The following is a 22,217-nucleotide window of genomic DNA, read 5'->3' as shown; positions in this document are numbered from 1 at the left end:
CCCACGTCACAGGAGCAGCAGTATGCGTACCAGGACCAAGTTGTCCGCCGCGGCGGTGGGCATGGCGACCACCGGAGCCCTCGTGCTCTCGTCCGGCGGTGCCGCGAGCGGCCACGGTTACACCGACCTGCCGGTCAGCCGGCAGAAGGTCTGCCAGAACGGCACCGTCAGCGGCTGCGGCGCCATCCAGTGGGAGCCGCACAGCGTCGAGGGCCCCAAGGGCTTCCCGGCGGGCGGGCCGGCCGACGGGCGGATATGTTCCGGGAACAACACCCGGTTCGCCCAGCTCGACAGCCCGAAGACGCCGAACGGCCAGGCATGGCCGACCACCCGGGTGAACGGCGGACAGAACTACACCTTCCGCTGGCAGTTCACCGCCCGGCACGCCACGACCGACTTCAGGTACTACGTCACCAAGCCGGGCTGGAACCAGAACCACGAACTGGCCCGGTCCGACCTCAGCCTCACGCCGTTCTTCACGGTGCCCTACGGCGGCAAGCAGCCGCCGGCCACCCTCTCCCACAGCGGCACGCTGCCGTCCGGGCTGAACGGGCACCACGTCATCGTCGCGGTGTGGACGGTCGCCGACACGGCCAACGCGTTCTACGCGTGCTCGGACGTCACCTTCTGAGCGAGCGGCCGGGCAACGACGGAGGGCCCCCTCGCCTGGGCGAGGGGGCCCTCCTGCTGTGCGCCGCCAGGGACTCGAACCCCGGACCCGCTGATTAAGAGTCAGCTGCTCTAACCAACTGAGCTAGCGGCGCATGACTCCCGCCGTCCGCTTCCCGCGGCCGGCGACGACGAAAATACTACCCGGTCCCGAGCAGTGCTTCCGACCACCCGCCGGTCATGCGCCGTTCCCCCGCGGATGGCTAGATCGCCAGCGACAGCAGCACCGGGGCCGCGCTCCGGTTCAGCTCGTCCGCGGCCCGGCGCAGCCGGTGCGCGTGCTCGACCGGCAGGGACACGGCCAGGCAGCCCACGGCGGAACCGGCCGTGATCGGGACGGCCGCGCAGACCGTGCCCACCGCGTACTCCTGGAGGTCGAGGACCGGCACGGTGGGCGGCTGGGACTCCAGCCGGGACAGCAGCAGCCGGTCGCTCGTGATGGTGCGCGAGGTCAGCCGGGCCATCTTGTGCCGGGCGAGGTGGTCGCGGCGGCCCGCGTGGTCCAGCTGGGTCAGCAGGCTCTTGCCGACCGCGGTGGCGTGCGCCGAGACGCGGAAGTCCACCCACTCGTTCACCCGGGGCGTGGCCGGGCCGTCGGCGTACTGGGTGACGCTGACCTCGCCGTCGACGTACCGGCTGATGTAGACGGCGGCGCCCACCGAGTCGCGCAGCCGGTCCAGGGTGTGCTGGAGCTTGTCGCGCACGGCCTGCTCGCGGCCGTGGGCCGAGCCCAGTCGGGCCAGGGCCTCCCCGGCGACGTACGCGCCGTCGGCGGTCTGCTCGACGTAGCCCTCGCGACGCAGCATGCGCAGGAGCGGGGTCAGGCGCTCCAGGTCGAAGCCGGTCTGCCGGGCGATTTCCGTGTCGGTGACTCCGGTGGTCTGCCGCGTCACCGTCTCCAGGACGCGCAGGGCGTCCTGGGCCGAGTGGTGCGGCGCGGTCGGCTTGTGTCGCAGCGCCACGGTGGTCTCCCCCTGCGCTTCGCTGGTAGGCCCTGCCCCTGTCCCTGCCTGTGCCCCCGATCCGGACAGCGGATCCCCTTCACGATAGCCGCCAAGCGGCCTGTCATGAGGGGGTGTTGGCGCAATTCCAGCGCCCCCGACTGCCGCGTGCGCCCCTTGGCATATGCCAGTGGCGTGCCCCAACGCCCCGACCTCGGGTGTTGGGGCGTTGGGGCACGTGGCACCCGCGTCACAGCACCGCGCTGAGGAACTCCCGGGTCCGGTCGTGCTCCGGCTCGCTGAAGATCTTCTCCGGCGGACCGGTCTCGATGACCCGGCCCGAGTCGAACATCAGGACCTGGTCCGAGATGTCCCGGGCGAAGTTCATCTCGTGGGTCACGCAGAGCATGGTGATGTCCGTGGTGCGGGCGATGTCGCGCAGCAGGTCGAGGACGCCCGCGACCAGCTCCGGGTCGAGCGCGGAGGTCACCTCGTCGAGGAGGAGCACCTTCGGCCGCATCGCCAGTGCCCGGGCGATCGCCACGCGCTGCTGCTGGCCGCCGGAGAGCTGGGCCGGGCGGGCGTCGCACTTGTCGGCCAGGCCCACCATGTCGAGCAGGCCCTTGGCCCGCTCCACCGCCTCGTCCTTGGACATGCCGAGCACGGTGACCGGCGCCTCGGTGATGTTGCGCAGGACGCTCATGTTCGGGAACAGGTTGAACTGCTGGAACACCATCCCGATCTGCTTGCGGACCTCGCGCCGCTCCTTCTCGGTCGCCGGGAAGAGCTTCTGCCCGTCCACGGTGATCGTGCCCTCGTCGGGCTTGAGGAGCGTCATCAGCAGCCGCAGGATCGTCGTCTTGCCCGATCCGGACGGGCCGATCAGGGTGACGTGCTTGCCGGCGTCGACGGAGAAGTCGAGGTGGTCGAGGACGGTGTTCTCACCGAACCGCTTGGTGACCTGCTCCAGGCGTATCAGCTCGCCGGAGCTGCGCTCGGGGCTCTTCTCGGGATTGGGGAGAGTGTCAGTGGGCAAGGCGTCGCTCCAGGGCTCGCAGGGCAAGGGAGGCCAGGTAGGAGATGACGATGAAGGCCACGCCGATCACCGTCAGGGGCTCGGTGAACTGGAAGTTCTGCTGCGAGAACAGCCGCGCCTCGCCGAGCATCTCCAGCACCGTGATCGCCATCAGCAGCGGCGTGTCCTTCAGCATGGAGATCACGTAGTTGCCGAGGGCGGGGATCACACGGCGGATCGCCTGCGGCAGGATCACCGCCGACCAGGTCCGCCCCAGGGGCAGGTTCAGCGCCGTCGCGGCCTCCCACTGGCCGACCGGCACCGCCTCGATGCCGGCCCGGTAGACCTGCATCGTGTACGTCGAGTAGTGCAGTCCGATGGCGAGCACACCGGTGGTGAGCGCCGAGGCGGTCACACCCCATTCGGGCAGCACGTAGAAGAGGAAGAACAGCTGCACCAGCAGCGGGGTGTTCCGGACGAACTCGGTGACCACGCCGACCGGCCAGGTCACCCAGCGGGAGGGCACCCGCATCAGCAGCGCCCACACCAGTCCGAGGACGAAGGAGACCAGCGACCCCAGGACCAGGATCTGCAGGGTGACCAGCAGACCGTCCCAGAAGTGCGGCATGAAGTCGGAGACCGCGCTCCAGTCCCAGTTCATCGGAGACCCCCGATCCCGGCGGCCGGCTCAGGAGTGACGGCCTTGCGCTTCGGTGCCGTCTTCCCGACGCCCGCCTTCAGCTTCTTCTCCAGGCCGCGCATCACCCGCGTGAGCAGGAACGCGATCACGAAGTAGATCAGCAGGATGTACGTGTAGATCTCCGCGCTCTCCTGCAACGCGAGGCGCACCAGGTTGCCGCTGAACGCCAGATCGCCCATGCCCATGATCGACACCAGCGCGGTGCCCTTGAGCAGCTCGATCAGCAGGTTGGAGAACGGCGGGATCATCTCCGGCACCGCCTGCGGCAGCATGATCAGCCGCATCCGCTGCCAGGGCGTGAAGCTGAGGGCGATGCCGCCCTCCTTCTGCGCCGGGTCGACCGCGCCGAGCGCGCCGCGCACGATCTCGGAGCCGTACGCCCCGTAGGTCAGGCCCAGCGCCAGCGTGCCCGCCCACATCGGCACCAGCTGCCAGCCGAAGGCCGGCGGCAGCACGAAGAACACCCAGAAGATCATCACCAGTGCCGAGGTCCCGCGGAACACCTCGGTGTAGACGCCCGCCAGGAAGCGGACGATCCACAGCTGGTGGGTGCGCGCGACGCCGACCACGAAGGAGACGCCCGCCGCGAGCAGCGAGCTGAAGACGAGCAGCTGGATCGTGACCCAGACACCCTGGAGTACGAGTTCCCACAGTCCCGAGGTCATCCGCCGCAGAGCTCCTTCGCGGTCAGATCGGTCATCTCGTTCTCGGTGAAACCGAAGGGCTTGAGGATGCGGAGCAGCTCACCGCTCTTCTTGAGCTTCTGCAGCTCGACGTTGAAGGCGTCCCGCAGGTTCGTCTCGGTCGGACGGAAGGCGAAACCGCCACCGTCGACCTTCGGCTTGCCGTCGATGATCGGCGAGAAGGGCTCGGTCGCCTCGGCCTTGCCGGACTTCTTCACCACCTCGCGGACGGTCAGCGCCGTCCCCGCGAAGACGTCCACGCGCCCGGACTCGACGGCGTTGAGGCCGGCCACCTGGTCGGGGACGATCAGGATGTCGTCCTCCTTGATGCCGTGCTCCACCGCGTAGGCGATCTCCGCGTAGCCGGTGCCGGTGGCGAACTTGGCCTTCTTCTTGAAGACGTCCTCGTAGTTGTGCAGCCCGAGCGGGTTGCCCTTGCGCACGATGTACGCGTCGAGCATCTGGTAGTCCGGGTCGGAGAAGATGACCTGCTGGCAGCGGTCCGGGTTGATGTACATACCGGCCGCCACGATGTCGAACTGCTGCGACGCCAGACCCGGGATGAGGGAGCCGAACTCCGTCGGCACCGGCTGCACCCGGTCCACTCCGAGCCGCTTGAAGATGACCTTCGCCAGCTCCGGGGCCTCGCCGGTCAGCTCACCGTCCTTGTTGATGTAGCCGAAGGGGATCTCGCCCGCGATGCCGAGCCGGGCCACGCCCTGTGCCTTGAGCCGGTCGAGGAGATCGCCGCCTTCCACGCCGGACCCGGCGGCCACCCGTGAGCAGCCGGCGGCCCCCAGCGCACCGAGCGCCGCGACCCCCGCGAGCAGCGACCGGCGCGTGGGCCCGGCAGTCCTGGGCCTTTGGTCGGATATACCCCATGGAGGGGTTCTGTGTGGTGGAGCCATGGGCGCGCAGCTACCCGATGCCGGGCAGGTTATGCCGATCTTTTTCAGTCCGATACCTCGGCCCGGCGCCCTTGACCGCGGCGGCGTTGGGCACTGCCATGGAGGGCATGGCAGATCGCTTCATCGAAGTCTCGCTGGTCAAGCGCGGAATCACGTGCACGGCCCAACTGCTTGAGGACCGGGCCCCGGTCACCTGCGCGGCCGTCTGGGACGCGCTCCCACTCGGCGGCGACGTGTACCACGCCAAATACGCCCGTAACGAGATCTACGCCCTTTTCCCGCCCTTCGCGGCATCCGAACCACCGCTGGAGAACCCGACCGTGACGCCCATTCCGGGCGACCTGTGCTATTTCGCCTTCGCGGGCGCCGAGTTGGGCACCAAGGCGTACGGCTACGACCGAGAGGTCCGCGCGGGCACCACCCTCGTCGACCTCGCCCTGTTCTACGAACGCAACAACCTGCTGCTCAACGGCGACGTCGGCTGGGTCCCCGGCACCGTCTGGGGCCAGATCGTCGAGGGCCTGGGCGAGATGGCCGAGGCCTGCAACGACCTGTGGCGCACGGGGGCGGCGGGGGAGACGCTCGGCTTCCGGCGGGCGTAGCGCGCCACGTCCGCGGCGGACCGGCCGCGCGGAGGTGACGATGCCCCACGAGGTGCCGTGCCCCGCCTCGGCGGCCGGTCCGCCCGGCCTCTTACCGGCCGGTCCGCCCGGCCTCTCTCCGGCCGATCCGCCCGGCCACTTACCGCCGACGGGCCGGGCCACGGAACGGCCTCGAACGTTATAGGTTCCCCGCCGCACGGAGCGCGCCGACACTTGAGCCGCACGTCCACGACCAAGACCCCAGGGGGAGCCGACACGTCATGCGCATTCGGTTGAAGATCGGTAGTGCCGCTGTGGCACTGGGCGCCGTAGCGGCGCTCGCAAGCTCGGCGAACAGCGCCCCGGTGGCAGGTGAGACGGAACTCGGGCGGGTGCAGCCGGTGGCGGGAACGTGCCCGTACAGCGGGAGCCATGCGGAACTGACCCGCAGCGACTCCTACTCGTCGGCCGTCAAACACGCCCAGTGCCTGTGGAACACGCAGAACGGCCTGCACGGCGGCCGCAAGCTGATCAACCAGGACGGGTACTTCGGCTCGGACACCTACAAGGCCATGCGTCTGATCCAGAGCGCGTGCGGGATCACCGTGGACGGGATCGTGGGCCCGAACACCTGGCGGTGCCTGCACCCGGACCAGTCCCCGAACCCGAAGTACAAGCCGGGGGTGTGGCCGGCCGACTAGCCGGACCGGCCGACGAGCCGGACCGGCCGACGAGCCGGACCGGCCGCGTGCGCGGGGCGGGCCTACGCGGGGGACGCGGGGGACGGGTCCGCCCCGTACAGCGCGTGTGCGGCGCGCAGGACCAGGTCGTCGCGGTGGCGGGCCGCGACGAGCTGGAGGCCGATGGGGAGTCCGTCCCCGTCGGCCCCCACCGGCACGGTCGCCGCCGGCTGCTGGGTCAGGTTGAACGGGTAGGTGAAGGGCGTCCACCCGGTCCACCGCCGGTGCCCCGAGCCCTTCGGCACCTCGGCGCCCGCCTCGAACGCCGTGATCGGCAGCGTCGGCGTGACGAGCAGGTCGTACGCCTCGTGGAAACGGCCCATCCGCCGGCCCAGCTCCATCCGCACGTCCACCGCGGCCAGGTACTCCAGCGCCGAGTACCGCGCCCCCGCGCCGACGATCTCGCGCAGCCCCGGGTCGAGCAGCCCCCGCCGACCCGCCCTCAGGTGCTGGACCACGCGCGCCGCCCCGCTGAACCACAGCGCGTGGAAGGCGTCCACCGGGTCCGCGAAGTCGGGATCGGCCTCCGTCACGTACGCGCCCAGCTCCGCCAGCCGCTCCACCGCCCGCCGGACCGCCTCGGCCACCGCCGGGCGCACCGCCACCTGCCCGCCGAGCGACGGCGAGTACGCCACCCGCAGTCCCCGCACGCCGCCGGACAGGGCCTCGGTGTACGACCCGGGCGCAGGGCCCAGCGCCGACCAGTCCCGGGCGTCGGGGGTGCCGATGACGTCCAGCATCAGCGCCGCGTCCGCCGCGTCCCGCGTCATCGGGCCGACGTGCGCGAGCGTGCCGAACGCGCTCGCCGGGTAGAGCGGGACCCGGCCGTACGTCGGTTTCAGGCCGAAGATCCCGCAGAAGGACGCCGGGATGCGCACGCTGCCGCCGCCGTCCGTGCCCAGCGCCAGCGGCCCCGCCCCGCGCGCGACGGCCGCCGCCGCGCCCCCGCTGGAGCCGCCCGCGGTGCGGCCGGGGTCGTGCGGGTTGCGGGTGACGCCGGACAGCGGCGAGTCGGTCACGCCCTTCCAGCCGAACTCGGGCGTCGTCGTCTTGCCGACGAACACGGCGCCGTGCTCCCGCAGCCGGGCGACGGAGGGCGCGTCCTCGTCCCACGGGCCGTCCGGCGACACGGCCCGGGAGCCGCGCAGCGTCGGATGACCCCGCGTCAGCAGGATGTCCTTCACCGTGACCGGGACCCCGTCCAGCCGCCCACACGGCTCCCCGCGCCGCCACCGCTCCTCGGCCCGCCGGGCCCCCTCGAGCGCCTCCTCGCCGGTCAGCCGGACGAACGCGTTCAGCTCCGGCTGGATCCGCTCGGCCCGCTCCAGAGCCGCCCGGGTCACCTCCACGGGGCTGAAAGTACCCTTGCGGTAACCGTCGACGAGCTGTACTGCGGTCAGCTCGGTGAGGTCGGTCATGCAGCACCCTCCCGCGTTTCCTGGGCCGTTGTTCCTGGGACGTCGTCCCCGAGATGTCGTCCCGGGACGTCAGTGTCCGGGCACGTATCCGCGCTTCTTGTCGACCACGTTCGCCAGTGGCCCGCCCGCTGCCCAGCTCTCGTACAACTCCACGAACTGCGCGCCCAGTTCGTCCCGCCAGCCGATCGTGTCCCCGCTCATGTGCGGCGAGATGATCAGGTCCGGGACCCGCCACAGCGCGCTGTCGGGCGCGAGGGGCTCGTGGTTCAGCACGTCCAGGGCGGCGCCCGCGATCCAGCGCCGCGTCAGCGCCTCGGCGAGATCGTCCTCGACGACGAGCTGTCCCCGTCCCACGTTCACGAAGCGGGCGGAGGGCTGCATCACCCCGAACCGCCGCGCGTCGAACATGCCGCGCGTGTCGTCGGTGAGCGGCGCCGCCGCGACCACCCAGTCGGCGCGGGCCAGCAGCCGGTCCAGCTCGGCGGGCCCGTGCACGCCGGTGCGGGGGGTGCGGCCGACCAGCGCGGTGGTGATGCCGAGCGCCTTCAGCGTCCCCGCGATCGCCCGGCCGATCGGTCCGGAGCCCACCACGCAGGCGCGGGTTCTGGCCACCCGCGTCGACTCGCGGTGCCGCCAGGTCCGCTCGCCCTGCAACCGCAGCGTCGTGGGGAGGTCCTTGGCCATCGCCAGGACGAGCGCGGCGACGTACTCGGCGATCGGCTGGTCGAAGACACCGCGCGCGTTGGTCACCACCGTGTCCGACTCGGCCAGCTCCGGGCACATCAGGTGGTCCACCCCGGCGCTCGCCGTGTGCACCCAGCGCGGGCGCGGACCGGTACCGGGCCACGCCTTCCGTACGGCGTGCGAGGCGAAGTCCCACACGAGCAGGACGTCGGCGTGCGGCAGCCGCTCGGCGAGGGTCGCCTCGTCGGCGTGCTCGATCCGGGCCCGGCCGGTCAGCCGGCCCAGGCGGGGGAGCGGCTCGGCGTCCAGGACGAGGAGCGTGGGCGTGGGCGGGGGCGTGGTCATCGGCAGGTCTGTCTCCGGTCGGCGGAAGCGGGTGCGGTTCAGGAGTTGACGGGGAAGTCAACCGGCTGTTGACCTGGGAGTGACGCGGGCGGATTGACCACGCTCGCACCGGAACCTACCTTCGTCAACACGGCCGTGCGTAACGGTGCGTTGTCCTCCCCTTTCTCAGTGTGAGGTCGGTGCGTGCCATGGACATCTCCTTTCTCGGCGGACCAGCTCCGCAACGCGGGGTCGGCGTGGTCGCCCCGTTCGACTTCGCACTCGACCGCGAGCTGTGGCGGTGGGTGCCCGACGATGTGTCGCTGCACATGACGCGAACCCCTTTTGTGCCGGTCGAGGTCAGTCTGGACCTCGCCCGGCTGGTCAGCGAGCACGAGACACTCGGCGAGGCGGTGCGCACCCTCAACGCCATCGCGCCCGAGGTCGTCGCCTACGCCTGCACCTCGGGCAGCTTCGTCGGCGGCATCGCCGGTGAACGCGCGATGTGCGAGGCGATGACCTGGGCGGGCGCGGTCCCGTCCGTGACCACCTCCGGAGCGCTGCTGGACGCGCTGGCCGAGCTGGGCGTACGCCGGGTCGCGCTGGTGACGCCGTACACCGTGTCCGTGACCCGGGCGCTGGAGGCGTACGTCGCCGAGGCCGGCGTCGCCGTCACCGGCTGCGCCTTCATGGGGCTGACCCGGCACATCTGGCGGGTCCCGTACCGCGACGTGGCCGACATGGCACGCCAGGCCGTCCCGCGCCAGGGGACGGCGGACGCCCTGTTCATCTCCTGCACCAACCTCCCCACCTACGACGTCATCCCGCAGCTGGAGGCCGAGCTGCGGATCCCGGTGATCTCGGCCAACCAAGTGACGATGTGGGCGGCACTGCGCCGACTGGGTACCCCTGCGGTGGGGCCGTATCAGGCGCTGACCGATCCGTCCGCGCGTGTCGGCCCCACGGTGCCGGGGCCGGTCGGTCCCGCGGTGGCGGGTCCGGTCGGGCCGGCGGTGGCGGACATGCCGGGCGTCGGTGACGGCCCGGACACGGAACAACAGCAGGAAGGTTGGACATGACAGCACTGGGGTTCCTGTACCCGGGCCACTCCGGCGAGGACGACTATCCACGCATCGAGCAGCTCCTGGGCAGCGACATCCGGGTGGACCTGGTGCACACGGACATCGGCGAGGACGCGCACCGGGTCGACGCGCTGCGCGAGATGGGTTCGGCGCACCGGCTCGCCGCGGGCGTGGCGGAGCTGCGGCTGGCCGGCGCCGACGCCGTGGTGTGGGCCTGCACCAGCGGAAGCTTCGTGCACGGCTGGGAGGGCGCCCAGGAACAGGTGCGCGCCCTCGCCCAGGCGGCGGGTCTGCCCGCCTCCTCCACCTCCTTCGCCTTCGTGCGCGCGGTGAAGGAGATCGGGGCGCGGCGGGTCGCCATCGGGGCGACCTACCCGGACGACGTGGCGCGGCTCTTCGCGGACTTCCTCGCCGCCGGCGGCATCGAGACGGTCGACGTCGTCAGCTCCGGCGTGATCACGGCGGCGGAGGTCGGAACCTGGACCGAGTCGGAGGTGCGGGCCCTGGCCCGCGCCGCCGACCGCCCGGACGCGGGCGCGGTCCTCCTCCCGGACACGGCCCTGCACACGGTGGCCCACATCCCGGCCCTGGAGAAGGAGCTGGGCAAGCCGGTGCTCACCGCGAACCAGGTCACCGTCTGGGAGGGCCTGCGCCTGGCCGACCGCAGGGTCAACGCGCCGGAGCTGGGCGCGCTGTTCACCCGGGAGCCGGTGGTGCAGGCCTGAGAGAGGGGCGTGTCCTTCCCGCGCCGCCCGTACAGCCCCGGTCCGGTTCCGATGGTCCTGCTCCCGTGAACTCCGCGCCGTACCTGGGCGCGGAGTGCTGAACATCAGGAGACGCACCATGCGAACCGCCATACGCCGTACCGTCCTGACCGCTTCCGCGGTCACCCTCGCCCTGTCGGTCACCGCCTGCGGCGGCGGTGACCAGGACGGTGGGGACGGCGGCGACACCAAGGCGAAGGGCGGCGGGGCCGACAAGCCGGCGGCGAAGGCGCTGACCGCCGGCGAACTGGAGAAGCGGGTGGTCGGCGCGGGCGACCTCAAGGACCACCAGGTCAAGAAGCCTACGAAGGACGACGTCGCCGAGCCCGGGACCCTCTCCGTCGAGCAGGCCGAGTGCGAGTCCGTCGCCCGGGTGCTGTCGGCGCTGCCCGTGGGCACCCCGGCGGCGAGCACCCAGCGGCTCGTGGTCCAGGAGTCCGCGGCGGCCAAGAAGGGCATGCCCTCGATGGAGGAGCTGGCGGGCATGACGGAGGAGGAGGCGAAGGAGGCGACCATCGACTCCCTCGACATCACGAAGACGATGACCTCCCTCTGGTCCTACGACGCCGACGGGGCGGAGCGGACCCTCGGCACGCTGCGGGAGGCGGGCAGGAAGTGCGCCGGGGGCTTCGGTATGTCGGTCGGCGGTGAGGAGCAGCAGGTCACCAAGGTCGGCGAGGAGAAGCTCGCGGCCGGTGAGGACGCCGTCCGCCTGGACCGTGGGGACGAAGATGGACGGTGAGCCCGTCGAGACGAAGGTCGTCGTCCTGCGGCAGGGCACCACGCTCGCCGGGTTCTCGTCCTTCAACATCGCGGCGGTCAGCCGGGGCGAGTCCTTCGAGCAGCCGACCGCCGTCATCGACGCGCAGGCGGCCAAGCTCCGCTGACACGGAAGAACCCCGGTCCCGCTGGAGCGGGGCCGGGGTTCTCGTCGAGCGCTGGGCAGGCCTTGCACCTGCATTTCCCCACGGGAAGTGGGGCGTCTTTCCTTGGACCACCAACGCACTGCCGACTGCCGGGGGTTGGCCCCCTTGAGCAGGCAGGATGATCGTACCGCAGCTCGGTCCGGGGTGCACATCGGGCCTGTGCCGGCGGCGGGAGCGAGTCCGCCAGTGGATCTCCGGTGTTCAAGCACATGTACGAGGGCCCGTAGTTTGAACGCGCCGCAACCCTTGCCAGCCCCTGAGGTGAACCCTATATTCACGGCGAGAAAGCGCTTTCCGGTCTGTCGCATTGACATGATCGCGACAGATTGTTCGTTCCGGCATGTGAAGGCGAATGGGGAGACCGAGGATGAGAAGACCAGTCGCGCTGCGACTCAACGCGGCGCTGGCGACCTTGGCCGTTGCCGCCGCGACCGGTGTGGTGCTGTCGATGCCCCAGGCGGCGGCAGCGGCCAGTGGTGCCACCGGCTACGCGACCCAGAACGGCGGCACGACCGGCGGGGCCGGCGGGGAGACGGTCCGGGCGACCACCGGGACCGCGATCCACCAGGCCCTGTGCGGCCGGGCCAGCAGCAGCACCCCGATCACCATCGAGGTCGAGGGCACCATCAACCACGGCAACACCACCAAGGTGTCGGGTGACAGCTGCAGCACCGCCGCGGACAAGATCGAGCTGAAGCAGATCAGCAACGTCACGATCGTCGGGGTCGGCGGCGGCGCCGTCTTCGACCAACTGGGCATCCACATCCGGGAGTCCAGCAACATCATCATCCAGAACGTGACGGTCCGGAACGTCAAGAAGTCGGGCTCGCCCACCTCCAACGGCGGCGACGCCATCGGCATGGAGAGCGGTGTCCGCAACGTCTGGGTCGACCACACCACCCTGGAGGCGTCGGGCGGCGAGTCGGAGGGCTACGACGGCCTCTTCGACATGAAGAACGACACCCAGTACGTCACCCTGTCCTACAGCACCCTGCGCAACTCCGGCCGCGGCGGCCTCATCGGCTCCAGCGAGAGCGACCGCTCCAACGGCTACGTCACCTTCCACCACAACCTGTACGAGAACATCGACTCCCGCGCGCCCCTCCTGCGCGGCGGCATCGCGCACATCTACAACAACCACTACGTGGACCTGCACGAGTCCGGCATCAACTCCCGGGCCGGCGCCCGCGCCAGGGTCGACAACAACTACTTCCAGGACTCCAAGGACGTCCTCGGCACCTTCTACACCGACGAGGCCGGCTACTGGCAGGTCAACGGCAACATCTTCGACAACGTGACCTGGTCCGACCGCGAGGGCGACACCAACCCCGCCGGGCCGAACCCGCAGTCCAACACCAGCGTCAGCATCCCGTACTCCTACAGCCTCGACGCGGCCGACTGCGTGCCGGGCGTCGTGAGCCAGACGGCGGGCGCGGGCAAGGGCCTGAAGGTGTCGGACGGCAGCTGCACGCCGCAGAACCCGGACCCGGACCCGACCGACCCGGACCCCACGGACCCGGACCCCACCGACCCGGACCCGGACCCGACCGACCCCGACCCCACTGACCCGCCCGTCGGGACCAACCTCAGCATCGGAGCGGGCTCCGACGGTTCCTCCAAGGCCGACGGGACGAGCTACGGCAACGTCCGTGACGGCGACATGGGCACCCACTGGTCCCCCTCCGGCTCGACCGGTTCCGTCTCCGTCAAGTGGGGCTCCGCCACCACCGTCTCCAAGGTCAACATCCGCGAGGCCGCCGGCTCGGCGGGCGCCATCGGATCCTGGCGGCTCGTCAACCACGACACGGGCTCCGTCCTGGCCTCCGGCAGCGGAGCGGGCGTCATCGGCTTCGGCCCGACGTCGCTGAAGAAGATCACCTTCGAGATCACCGGCTCCAGCGGAACGCCGAGGATCGCCGAGTTCGAGACCTACGCCGGTTAGCGAACGGCGCGGGTCAGCGGTAACGGGCGAGGAGTGCCGGTACACACGTACCGGCACGGCCTCGCCCTCTTGCGTGGGCGCGGGACAATGGACGGTGGCCCACTCCACCGGGAGTGCCCCGGTCCACGGGGAAGTGCCCCGGTCCACGGGGCGGGCCGCCGTACGTACGAGGAGGAGAAGACATGGCGGAGCCCACGCCGCGTCGGAACGAACCGCGGCTACGCCCCGCGCCCCTGCTCTTCGAGCCGGCGGAGGCGGCCGCCGATCCGGAGCACTTCTTCGACCTCGAGTCGATCGACGACCCCCGGGCCCTGCTGGACCGGGCGACGGAGCTGACGCACGCCTTCCGGGCGGCGGCGGACCGGGCGATGGAGTTCCAGGCGACGGCGGCGGCGCAGCTGGCCGATCCCCGGCGGTTCGACCGGCTGACGGCCGCGGACATCGCCGAGCGGGCCGAGTGGACCGAGGACTACGCCAAGAAGATGGTGGAGTTCGGGCGGGACCTGATGCGCGGCGGCGAGGACGGCGGCGTACACGCCGACTGACCCGTGCCGGCCGTCCCGCGCCGATCAGTCCTCACGCATATGCCAGGTGGGTGGGCAAGGTACCCCCTTCGCCTTCCTCCTGTCCCGGTTTCCCGCAACTCACCGGAGCCGTACCCTCACGGGCGGTAGATGTATGCGTATGAGCAGCACACGCGATGTCGCCCTGGAAGCCGCCCCCCGTGTCTCGGACGTCACCTCGGACGGCGCCGTCTGGCTGGCCTCGGCGGGCGCGTACCCGCGCAGCACGCTCGCGTTCTGGCAGGAGCGGCCCGGGGCCCCGGTCGTCCTGCCCTGCGGGTCCGCCTTCGACGTGGTGAGCGCCCCCGCGATCTTCGGGCGCCGGATGCTGGACCAGATGTGGGGCGAGGGGCCGGGGTCGGGTCCGGTGGCCGAGTTCCGGGGCCGGATGCTGCTGTTCGCCGCACCGGGCACGGCCCAGCGGCTGCCGTCGCTGCTGGAGTGGGAGGAATGGAGCGCGCGCGGCCGGGAGGGCGGCCGTACGGGCGCGGTGCCGCCGCTGCTGTGCCACGGCGCCGGGGACGCGGTGACCGTACCGGCGCCGGTGGGCCCGGCGGCCGGGCCGGCGCCCGTGGGCGGGCCCGCCCGTTCCGGTTCCCGCTGGCTGGTGGCGCCGGACACGCGCCGGCCGTGGCTGCCGGGTCCCGAGATCCTGCTCTGGGCGGCCGTACGGGCGGCCCGTGCCGCCATCCGTATTTCGATTTTTCCCTCCGCCGACCAGGGTGCTAAAGTCTACGACGTCAGCAGGCGCCGCTAGCTCAGTTGGTTAGAGCAGCTGACTCTTAATCAGCGGGTCCGGGGTTCGAGTCCCTGGCGGCGCACAGACGACGAAAAGGCCCTCCGCCCAGGCGGGGGGCCTTTTCGCGTGCTCGGAGGCGTCGGTGGTCATCCGTCCGGCCCCGGCGTGAGCTGCACCGTCCACGCCCCCGACCCCGTCCGCCCCGCCACCTCCACCCGTACGCCCTCTCCCGGCACCGTGAAGCTCTCGCCGAGGCTCACCGGGGCGTCGGCGAGCGGGGGGTAGACCGAGTCCTCCCAGCAGGCCTCGGTGTCCGGGTGGGCGTCGATCACCTCGATCGGCCCGTCCCCGGACTCCGCCCCGCCGCGCACCCGGTACACCAGCACGCCCTCCCGGCAGGCGGCGGCGTCGTTGCCGACCGGCCCCCGGGCCTCGAAGGCGAGCACGCTGTCCGCTCCGGTGCGCACCACCGCGAGCTTGGTGCCCCGGCCGAGACCGAAGGCCGGCGCCCCGGCGGCGCCCGTCACCACCACCCCCGGCCCCGCCCCCAGCGGCTCCAGGGTCAGCCGGGTGGGCCCGCCGCCCCGCACGCACGCCACCTGCCGGGGCTGGAGCCAGCCCAGCTTCCACTTGTGCCAGCCGAAGAGGTCGGGGGCCAGTCCGAACTGGCTGCCCATCAGGTCCCAGTCTCCGACGTGGGTGTCCCAGTCGCCCTTGCCGTCGACGGGCCGGTGGTACAGGTCGGGCAGGTCGAAGACGTGCCCGGTCTCGTGGGCCAGGACCAGCCGGTCCGGCGGATGGTTCTCGAAGACCGTGACGACCCGCCGGATGTCGGTGCCGTCGGCCCGCATCGGGGTGTTCAGGTTGACGACCTTCGTGGCGTCCGAGTCCACGCCGGGCGCGTCCGGGTCGGCGACGAAGTAGACGACGTCGTAGCGGGAGAAGTCGACGCGCCGGTCGGCGGCGTCGAGCGCGTCCCGCAGGTAGGCGGCCCGGTGCTCGGGACTCCAGTCGCGCTGTATGTCGTACGCCGTCGACGGCCGCGGCATGGGGATCCAGGTGCTCAGCGGGTGCGGACGGAGCGTGAACGTGCCGTACGAGGCGCGCTGGAAGAAGCGGGTGGTGGCCGGGAAGTGGTCGGCGGCGAGTTCGGCGGGCGAGGTCAGCGGTCCGGAGTCGGGGAAGGAGAGGAACACCATCACGGCGTCCAGGGCGCGGACGGGCCGCGGATAGGCGGCGTTCCAGGTGTCCAGGCCCTCGGAGTGGTGCACGTCGGTGCGCTGGAGCGCGCAGGGCTGAGGGGAGAAGGGCTCGGCGACCGAGGGGGCGGTGACCAGGGAGGTCGCGGCGAGCGCCGACATCGTGGTGCACACCGCCGCCGTACTGCGCAGCCTGGGGCGGGGCTTGCCCCCCGCCCGGCGGTCCGCGCCGAGCCCCTTGAGAGCCTCCCGGGGAAGTCGCCTCAGGGGGAGCTGGCGCGGCACATGGACCTCCGGGTGCGGTTGACGGGACGCCGCACTCAGCTTGTGCATATTTGTCGTACTACGCACTGTTCGCCTGCACCGGACGGGTGAGTCACCCGGAGTTTCACCGGCGGCCCCCGGCCCGCCGCCCTCAGGGCACTCACAGAACGTCACAACTGGTCGGGGGCGTGTAGAACCCGTCCAGGTGTGAGCGGAAACGACCTGTCAGAGAGATCACTTGGTTCCGAACGCGGAACGGCGGCTGGAAGGGCCCGGTGGCAGCCTCTATGATCGGCACACTTTCCTGCACGAACAGAGCACGAACAGAGATCGAGGCACTGCGGGAGCGAGCGGTGAACGGAACCTCCGAAGGGCCGGCGCCCGCGGCAGACCTCGACCGGTCGGCCGTCACAGAGAGTGACACATGCCTGGTGCCTCGTACTCCCTGTACGGGGCCCCCGACCTACCGTTCGGCGTTCACGGCCGCCCCCCTGGCCATGGCCGTCGTCGATGCCGAGGGCATGGTCGTCGGCGCCAACGACACGCTGGGCACCCTGCTCGGCACCGACCCGGCCGCGCTGGCCGGCCGCGCGGCGGCCGACCTCGTCGACCTCGCCTCCGACGCCGGCATCTGGAACGCGTACCGCGAGGTGCTGCGGGGCCGGCGGCCCCGGCTGCGCTGCACCCGGCGGCTGAAGCGGGCCGACGGGCACTCCCTGTGGGTGCAGGTGACGCTCGAGCCGCTGGCCGAGTCCGGCCAGGAGCGGGACGGCCTGCTGCTGTCCGTCGCCGACATCAGCGCCCGGCGCGAGCTCCAGGCCCGGCTGCGCCACCTCCAGATGCACGACCCGGTGACCCGGCTGCCCAACCGCGCGCTGTTCTTCGAGCGTCTGACGGCCGCACTGGAGGCGGAGGCGGACGAGCGCGGCGGTACCGGCCGGATCGGCGTGTGCTACCTGGACCTGGACGGCTTCAAGGCGGTCAACGACTCCCTCGGCCACCGCGTCGGCGACCGGCTGCTGGCCGCCGTGGCCGAACGTCTCACCCGGTGCGCGGAGGACGCCGCGCACACCCGGTCCGGCGCCCCGCTGGTGGCCCGGCTCGGCGGTGACGAGTTCGCCCTCCTCGTGGAGGACTCCACGGGCACCGACCAGCTCGCCGACCTGGCCGAATCGGTCCTGACGGCCCTCCAGGCGCCCTTCGAGGTCGGTGACCGCCGCCTCTCGATCACCGCGTCGGCCGGCGTCGTCGAACGCCACACCGTCGGCACCACCCCCACCGCCCTGATGCAGGCGGCCGACACGACCCTGTACTGGGCCAAGGCCGACGGCCGGGCCCGCTGGACGCTCTTCGACCCCGAGCGCAACGCGAACCGCATGACCCGCCAGGCCCTCGCCGCCACGCTCCGTCCGGCCATCGAGCGCGGCGAGTTCGCCCTGGAGTACCAGCCGCTGGTCGGCATGGAGGACGGCCGGGTGCGGGGCGTCGAGGCGCTCATCCGCTGGAATCATCCTCAGTTCGGCGTATTGGCGCCGAATCGGTTCATCGCACTGGCGGAGGAGGACGGTTCTATCGTTCCCCTCGGCCGCTGGATCCTGCGCACGGCCTGTCATCAGGCCCGACGCTGGCAGCTGGCCCACCCGGACGAGCCGCCGATCTTCGTCAGCGTCAACGTGGCGGTCCGCCAGGTCTGGGACTCCGACCTGGTGGCGGACGTGGCGGCGACCCTGGAGGAGACGGGCCTGGCCCCGCACCTGCTCCAGCTGGAGCTGACGGAGTCGGCGGTGATGGGCTCGGCGGGCCGCCCCCTGCAGGTCCTCAAGGCGCTCAGCGACATGGGCGTCCACATCGCCATCGACGACTTCGGCACGGGGTACTCGAACCTGGCCTACCTCAGCCGGCTGCCGGTGTCGGTGCTGAAGCTGGACGGCGCGTTCGTACGGGGGTTCCAGTACGACGGGGTCCGGGAGGGCGGGCTGGGACAGGGCGCGGCCGGTGAGGGCGGGGCCCATGGCGGTGGGCTCCAGGGCGCCGGGGCGGACGCCGGCGCCGCCCCGTCGGGCGACGTACCGGTCGACGGGTCCTCGGCCAACCCGGCCGACGAGGTCATCGTCGAGGCGATGGTCCAGCTCGCCCACCGGCTCGGGCTGACCGTCACCGCCGAGTGCGTGGAGACCTCCGACCAGGCGACCCGCCTGCGCCGTATCGGCTGCGACACCGGTCAGGGCTGGCTGTACTCCCGACCGGTGGCGCCGGATCGTATCTCCGCGTTGCTGGGCCCCGCCGGAACCGGCACGGCCGACGGCACGGCCGGGGTTCAGGCCGGCGTCGGCAAACCGTAGGCGTCGGCGATCAGCTCGTAGGAGCGCAGGCGCACGTCGCCGCCGTGGGCGTTGGCGGTGAGCATCAGCTCGTCGGCGCCGGTGCGCTTGTGGAGGTCGTCGAGGCCGGACCGGACCTCGTCCGGGGTCCCGTGGATGACGTTGGAGTTCCAGGACGCCACGAACTCCTCCTCCATCGGGCTGAAGTCGTACGCCTCGGCCTCCTCCGGCGTCGGCACCAGCCCGGGGCGCCCGGTGCGCAGCCGGACCATGTTCAGCGCGGCGGCCAGCACCTGCCGGCGGGCCTCCTTCTCGTCGTCGGTCGCGAGCGCCGAGACGCCGATGAGGGCGTAGGGCGCGTCGAGGACGGCGGACGGCCGGAAGGACTCCCGGTACAGGTCCAGCGCCGGGACGGTGTTCTGCGCCGAGAAGTGGTGCGCGAAGGCGAAGGGCAGCCCGAGGGTGCCGGCCAGCCGCGCGCTGAAACCGGAGGAACCGAGCAGCCAGACCGGCGGCCGGTGCGGGGACTGGACGCCACCGGGGGAGGTCGCCTGCACGGGGCCGGGCACGGCGTGGATACGCCCGTACGGGTGCCCGTCGGGGAAGTCGTCGTCCAGGAACCGGATCAGCTCCGCGAGCTGCTGCGGGAAGTCGTCGGCGCCTTCGTTGAGACGGTCGGTGCGGCGCAGGGCGGCGGCGGTGGCCCCGTCGGTCCCGGGAGCGCGGCCGAGGCCGAGGTCGACACGGCCGGGCGCCATGGCCTCCAGCGTGCCGAACTGCTCCGCGATCACGAGCGGCGCGTGGTTGGGCAGCATGACGCCGCCGGAGCCGAGCCGGATGCGGTCGGTGTGGGCGGCCAGGTGGGCCAGGATCACCGCGGGCGAGGAGGAGGCGACGCCGGGCATGGAGTGGTGCTCGGCGACCCAGTACCGGTGGAAACCGCGGGCCTCGCCGAGGCGTGCGATGTCCACGCTGGTCCGCAGCGCGTCGGTGGCGGTACGGCCGGCGCCGACGGTCACCAGGTCCAGTACGGAGAGGGGGGCGGGTGCGGTGCCGTGGGCCGTGCCCCGGATCTCCTCTGCGGCGTCTGCGGGCATGGTGGGGAGCCTCCTGTGTCGTGTCATTCGCTGCGGGTCGCTGCGCGGCGTAACAGGAGGGGGGCTCCGGTTATTCCCCGGTGGGGGGCTTGAGGGTGTTGAGGAAGGCGGTGAAGGCGGGGCCGGGGAAGGTGAGCACGGCTCGGGTGGGGGCCTTGGAGTCGCGGACGGCTATGCGGGGGTGGCGGTGGGCCACTTCCACGCAGGCGTTGCCCTCACCACCGCCCGAGTAGGACGACTTCTTCCATGTGCGGGGGGTCACCATCTGGGCTTACAGCTCCTTCGTCAGCTTGTGGATGAAGTCACGGGAAAGCTCGGGCTCCAACGCGGCTTCTCCCACCTTATGGAACAGTGTTCGAAAGTGGCTCAGCTGAGCTTCGGCGTCGACGAAGACGGTGCCGTGAGGGGTGTCGCGGACGACAGTGTCCAATTTGGGGACGGGGCCGCCCGCGTACACCATGGCGCTTCCGGCTCCGGCGAAGCCTTCCACCGTGAAGGGGATGACGCGCACGGTGACGTGGCCGGAAGTGGAGAGGTCCAGGACATGGTCGAGCTGAGTCCTCATCGCCGCGCTGTCGCCGACCTTGATGCGCAGGGCGGCTTCGTGGATGACGGCCTCGTACGGAACGGCTTGCGGCTGTTCGATGATGCCCCGTCGCTTCATACGGTGCTCCACCCAGCGCTCCACCTCATCCTCCGAGAACCGGGGGTTCACGTAGTGGAAGAGCGCGCGAGCGTAATCCTCGGTCTGGAGGAGTCCGGGGACGTGCAGGAAGTCCACGTCCCAGCGGAGGGAGGCGTGATGCTCCAACTCCGAGAGGTCGAGGAACGAGTGAGGCAGTGAGCCCCGGTACTCCTCCCACCAACCGCGTGTGCGGTCTGTCGCCATCGCGGCCAGCGCCGAGATCAACTCTTCGTCCGAGCAGGCGTAATGCGCTGCGAGGCGCCGTAGGCGTTCCTCGCTCACTCCGGCGATTCCGGACTCGATCTGGCTGATCTGGACGGAGTTCACGCCGAGAAGGGCTGCCGCCTCGGTTGCCTTGAGCCCCGCGGCTTCCCGCATCTTTCTCAGTTCGGCCCCCAGGCGCTCCTGACGTGCTGTGGGCGTGCGTCTCGGCGGCACGACTTCCTCCTCGCTCAACGGATGCCCGCAGGCGGCTCGTTCGGGGCAACGTTACGCGATGGGCTTGCTGAGTAATAAATCTATGACCTACCGTCGGTGACGCGACGCGCACTCGGCGCAATCCCGGGGTGCTGGAAGCGCACCGTTCCGTCCTGCCGTGGCGGCGCGGCAATGACACCGGCGCCCGCCGCACACCACCCCACATCCCCGAAGGGATCCGGCATGCCTGAGAACGATCCGTGGGAGTACTCCCTCTACATCCCGAACGCCCCCCGTGCCGTCACCGTTTGTCGCCGCACCCTCCGCCTGATCCTGACGATGCACGGCCTGATCGGCCTCGTCGACGTCGCGGAGCTGCTGGCGACCGAGCTGGTCAGTAATGCCGTACGGCACACCAAAGGGCCCGCCGCCCTCCGGGTGCGCTGGTCCGGGACGGGAGTTCTCCGCCTCGGGGCCTGGGACGCGGACCCGTCGCCGCCGGAGGCGCCGCAGCCGTTCGACCGGGCATTGGAGCGGGAGGACGGGCGAGGGCTCGCGATGGTCAGGGCCTGCTCCGACGTATGGGGCTGGCAGCCGCTCTCCCGGTTCGGCAACCGGGGCAAGTACGTGTGGTGCGAGCTGGGGACGCCGGCGAGACACACGGCGTGAGTGAACCAGGTCTCGGTGATCGTGGCTGGGCTGGTCGGATCGGCCGTCGTGGGTCTGTCACACTGCCCCGATGATCGTCAGACTCGGACAGGAAGCCGATCTCCCCGGCTTCGTCGGTCTCGCGGCCCAGGTGGAGCACTGGTTCGGCCCGATGGTGGACGACCCCGGTTTCCATCGCGCCGTCGAGGACCACGTACGGCGCTCCATGGCCCTCGTCGCCGAATCACCGGCGTCCGGCGAGCTTGTGGGGGGACTGCTGTTCGGGGTGGACGCACCGGTCCACCATGTGCACTGGCTGGTGGTGGACCGGCAGGCACGGGGGCTGGGAGCCGGCAAGCGGCTGATGACGGAGGCGGTGCGGCGGTTCGTCCGGGGGCCGGGCACCATCGAGGTGGTGACCTTCGGCGCCGATCACCCCGGAGCGGTGGGGAGCGGCGCCCGTGTCTTCTACGAGCGTCTGGGTTTCCGCCCCGCCGAGGTCACCGGGCCCGGCCCCGAGGGCGGCTCCCGGCAGGTCTACCGCCGCAAGGTGGCCGGGCCGCACGACACAGGTGGTCTCCAGGCGCGCTGACCCGGCACCGGCTCGCCGCTCCCGCCCCGTACGCCTTCTCGGAAAGCGTGAACGATTCCCCGGAAATGTTCACCCGCCTCTCAAATGAGCGCCCCAGGGACAGAACGGCCGAAGTGTCCTCGTCGTGGCAGGAGCCCCCCACCCGCCCCCTGCTCGCCTCCGGCGGCGCGCCGGACCGCGTCCGGCGGGCGGGGTGTTGTGGTGTTCGGCTGTTGGGCGGGTGCTGGAGTGGTGGTCAGGGCCGCCAGGCCACCCGGTGCTCCGCCAGGTGGGCGAGGACCGAATGGTTCGCCTCCCAGCCGTCCGGGGCTGTAA

General features: G+C 71.4%; 24 protein-coding genes and 2 tRNA genes. 14 read left to right on the top strand and 12 right to left on the bottom strand.

Annotation, left to right across the window (positions count from 1 at the left end; genetic code table 11):
• The first annotated feature begins 22 nt into the window (after positions 1-22).
• Positions 23-631: a lytic polysaccharide monooxygenase gene (locus ACH4NX_RS23170; RefSeq protein WP_351396541.1), complete on the top strand. Its 609-nt coding sequence runs from the start codon at positions 23-25 to the stop codon at positions 629-631.
• A gap of 59 nt (positions 632-690) precedes the next feature.
• Here the strand turns inward: ACH4NX_RS23170 and ACH4NX_RS23165 are convergent.
• From ACH4NX_RS23165 to ehuB, 6 genes are all read right to left on the bottom strand, one after another.
• Positions 691-764 (bottom strand) — tRNA-Lys (locus ACH4NX_RS23165).
• Positions 765-872: 108 nt separating this feature from the next.
• Positions 873-1,631, bottom strand: coding sequence for an IclR family transcriptional regulator C-terminal domain-containing protein (locus ACH4NX_RS23160; protein ID WP_351396543.1), 759 nt, complete (start codon positions 1,629-1,631; stop codon positions 873-875).
• Positions 1,632-1,860: 229 nt separating this feature from the next.
• Complete coding sequence (gene ehuA, locus ACH4NX_RS23155; RefSeq protein ID WP_210960644.1) at positions 1,861-2,646, bottom strand: ectoine/hydroxyectoine ABC transporter ATP-binding protein EhuA; 786 nt, start codon at positions 2,644-2,646, stop codon at positions 1,861-1,863.
• Complete coding sequence (ehuD, locus tag ACH4NX_RS23150) at positions 2,636-3,286, bottom strand: ectoine/hydroxyectoine ABC transporter permease subunit EhuD (RefSeq protein WP_398128569.1); 651 nt, start codon at positions 3,284-3,286, stop codon at positions 2,636-2,638. Before ehuD ends, ehuA begins: the two co-directional genes overlap by 11 nt.
• Positions 3,283-3,990, bottom strand: coding sequence for an ectoine/hydroxyectoine ABC transporter permease subunit EhuC (gene ehuC, locus ACH4NX_RS23145; RefSeq protein ID WP_351396548.1), 708 nt, complete (start codon positions 3,988-3,990; stop codon positions 3,283-3,285). Before ehuC ends, ehuD begins: the two co-directional genes overlap by 4 nt.
• Positions 3,987-4,916: an ectoine/hydroxyectoine ABC transporter substrate-binding protein EhuB gene (gene ehuB, locus ACH4NX_RS23140; RefSeq protein WP_351396551.1), complete on the bottom strand. Its 930-nt coding sequence runs from the start codon at positions 4,914-4,916 to the stop codon at positions 3,987-3,989. The genes ehuC and ehuB overlap by 4 nt, the downstream gene beginning before the upstream one ends.
• Positions 4,917-5,023: 107 nt before the next feature.
• Between ehuB and ACH4NX_RS23135 the strand changes: the two genes are divergently transcribed.
• Together ACH4NX_RS23135 and ACH4NX_RS23130 are read left to right on the top strand one after the other, a co-directional pair.
• Positions 5,024-5,518, top strand: coding sequence for a DUF3830 family protein (locus ACH4NX_RS23135; RefSeq protein WP_351396554.1), 495 nt, complete (start codon positions 5,024-5,026; stop codon positions 5,516-5,518).
• 260 nt (positions 5,519-5,778) lie between these two features.
• Positions 5,779-6,198, top strand: coding sequence for a peptidoglycan-binding protein (locus tag ACH4NX_RS23130; protein WP_398128570.1), 420 nt, complete (start codon positions 5,779-5,781; stop codon positions 6,196-6,198).
• A gap of 62 nt (positions 6,199-6,260) precedes the next feature.
• Here the strand turns inward: ACH4NX_RS23130 and ACH4NX_RS23125 are convergent, their stop codons facing one another.
• Together ACH4NX_RS23125 and ACH4NX_RS23120 are read right to left on the bottom strand one after the other, a co-directional pair.
• A complete protein-coding gene (locus tag ACH4NX_RS23125; protein WP_398128571.1) occupies positions 6,261-7,655 on the bottom strand; it encodes an amidase in 1,395 nt (464 codons plus the stop codon).
• Between the two features lie 69 nt (positions 7,656-7,724).
• Positions 7,725-8,684 (bottom strand): D-2-hydroxyacid dehydrogenase, encoded by a 960-nt coding sequence (locus tag ACH4NX_RS23120; protein ID WP_398128572.1) that lies wholly within the window; start codon positions 8,682-8,684, stop codon positions 7,725-7,727.
• Between the two features lie 188 nt (positions 8,685-8,872).
• Here ACH4NX_RS23120 and ACH4NX_RS23115 point away from each other — a divergent pair, with 188 nt between their 5' ends.
• The 8 genes from ACH4NX_RS23115 to ACH4NX_RS23080 all read left to right on the top strand — a co-directional run bounded on the left by ACH4NX_RS23115 (position 8,873) and on the right by ACH4NX_RS23080 (position 14,761).
• Positions 8,873-9,742 (top strand): aspartate/glutamate racemase family protein, encoded by an 870-nt coding sequence (locus ACH4NX_RS23115; RefSeq protein ID WP_351396565.1) that lies wholly within the window; start codon positions 8,873-8,875, stop codon positions 9,740-9,742.
• Complete coding sequence (locus tag ACH4NX_RS23110; protein ID WP_398128573.1) at positions 9,739-10,470, top strand: decarboxylase; 732 nt, start codon at positions 9,739-9,741, stop codon at positions 10,468-10,470. The genes ACH4NX_RS23115 and ACH4NX_RS23110 overlap by 4 nt, the downstream gene beginning before the upstream one ends.
• A gap of 118 nt (positions 10,471-10,588) precedes the next feature.
• Positions 10,589-11,251, top strand: coding sequence for a hypothetical protein (locus ACH4NX_RS23105; protein WP_398128574.1), 663 nt, complete (start codon positions 10,589-10,591; stop codon positions 11,249-11,251).
• Positions 11,241-11,396, top strand: a complete 156-nt coding sequence (locus tag ACH4NX_RS23100; RefSeq protein WP_398128575.1) for a hypothetical protein — start codon at positions 11,241-11,243, stop codon at positions 11,394-11,396. The genes ACH4NX_RS23105 and ACH4NX_RS23100 overlap by 11 nt, the downstream gene beginning before the upstream one ends.
• A gap of 406 nt (positions 11,397-11,802) precedes the next feature.
• Positions 11,803-13,377 (top strand): polysaccharide lyase family 1 protein, encoded by a 1,575-nt coding sequence (locus ACH4NX_RS23095; protein WP_398128576.1) that lies wholly within the window; start codon positions 11,803-11,805, stop codon positions 13,375-13,377.
• Positions 13,378-13,559: 182 nt separating this feature from the next.
• A complete protein-coding gene (locus ACH4NX_RS23090) occupies positions 13,560-13,922 on the top strand; it encodes a hypothetical protein (protein WP_351396576.1) in 363 nt (120 codons plus the stop codon).
• Between the two features lie 139 nt (positions 13,923-14,061).
• Positions 14,062-14,697, top strand: a complete 636-nt coding sequence (locus tag ACH4NX_RS23085) for a bifunctional DNA primase/polymerase (protein WP_351396579.1) — start codon at positions 14,062-14,064, stop codon at positions 14,695-14,697.
• Positions 14,688-14,761: transfer RNA gene (locus ACH4NX_RS23080), tRNA-Lys, on the top strand. Before ACH4NX_RS23085 ends, ACH4NX_RS23080 begins: the two co-directional genes overlap by 10 nt.
• Positions 14,762-14,825: 64 nt before the next feature.
• Here the strand turns inward: ACH4NX_RS23080 and ACH4NX_RS23075 are convergent.
• The gene (locus tag ACH4NX_RS23075; protein WP_398128577.1) at positions 14,826-16,211 is read right to left on the bottom strand and encodes a M6 family metalloprotease domain-containing protein; all 1,386 of its coding nucleotides are present in this window, start codon (positions 16,209-16,211) and stop codon (positions 14,826-14,828) included.
• 284 nt (positions 16,212-16,495) lie between these two features.
• Between ACH4NX_RS23075 and ACH4NX_RS23070 the strand changes: the two genes are divergently transcribed.
• Positions 16,496-18,484 carry a putative bifunctional diguanylate cyclase/phosphodiesterase gene (locus tag ACH4NX_RS23070; protein ID WP_398128578.1) on the top strand — a complete coding sequence of 663 codons (1,989 nt, stop codon included), beginning with the start codon at positions 16,496-16,498 and terminating at the stop codon, positions 18,482-18,484.
• Here the strand turns inward: ACH4NX_RS23070 and ACH4NX_RS23065 are convergent.
• The 3 genes from ACH4NX_RS23065 to ACH4NX_RS23055 form a co-directional block, all read right to left on the bottom strand.
• Complete coding sequence (locus tag ACH4NX_RS23065; protein ID WP_398128579.1) at positions 18,460-19,560, bottom strand: LLM class flavin-dependent oxidoreductase; 1,101 nt, start codon at positions 19,558-19,560, stop codon at positions 18,460-18,462. The genes ACH4NX_RS23070 and ACH4NX_RS23065 overlap by 25 nt on opposite strands.
• Positions 19,561-19,630: 70 nt before the next feature.
• Positions 19,631-19,825: a DUF397 domain-containing protein gene (locus ACH4NX_RS23060; protein WP_351396591.1), complete on the bottom strand. Its 195-nt coding sequence runs from the start codon at positions 19,823-19,825 to the stop codon at positions 19,631-19,633.
• Between the two features lie 6 nt (positions 19,826-19,831).
• On the bottom strand, positions 19,832-20,683 hold the full coding sequence (locus tag ACH4NX_RS23055; protein ID WP_351396894.1) for a helix-turn-helix transcriptional regulator: 852 nt from the start codon (positions 20,681-20,683) through the stop codon (positions 19,832-19,834).
• Positions 20,684-20,905: 222 nt separating this feature from the next.
• Here ACH4NX_RS23055 and ACH4NX_RS23050 point away from each other — a divergent pair, with 222 nt between their 5' ends.
• Together ACH4NX_RS23050 and ACH4NX_RS23045 are read left to right on the top strand one after the other, a co-directional pair.
• Positions 20,906-21,331 (top strand): ATP-binding protein, encoded by a 426-nt coding sequence (locus ACH4NX_RS23050; RefSeq protein WP_398128580.1) that lies wholly within the window; start codon positions 20,906-20,908, stop codon positions 21,329-21,331.
• 70 nt (positions 21,332-21,401) lie between these two features.
• Positions 21,402-21,902, top strand: a complete 501-nt coding sequence (locus tag ACH4NX_RS23045; protein WP_351396596.1) for a GNAT family N-acetyltransferase — start codon at positions 21,402-21,404, stop codon at positions 21,900-21,902.
• The last annotated feature ends 315 nt before the right edge of the window (positions 21,903-22,217 follow it).

Source organism: Streptomyces sp. NPDC017225 (assembly GCF_044331465.1).
Taxonomy (GTDB): Bacteria; Actinomycetota; Actinomycetes; order Streptomycetales; family Streptomycetaceae; genus Streptomyces.
Note: the sequence above shows the minus strand (reverse complement) of the source record. Positions and strands in the feature narration are given on the sequence as shown.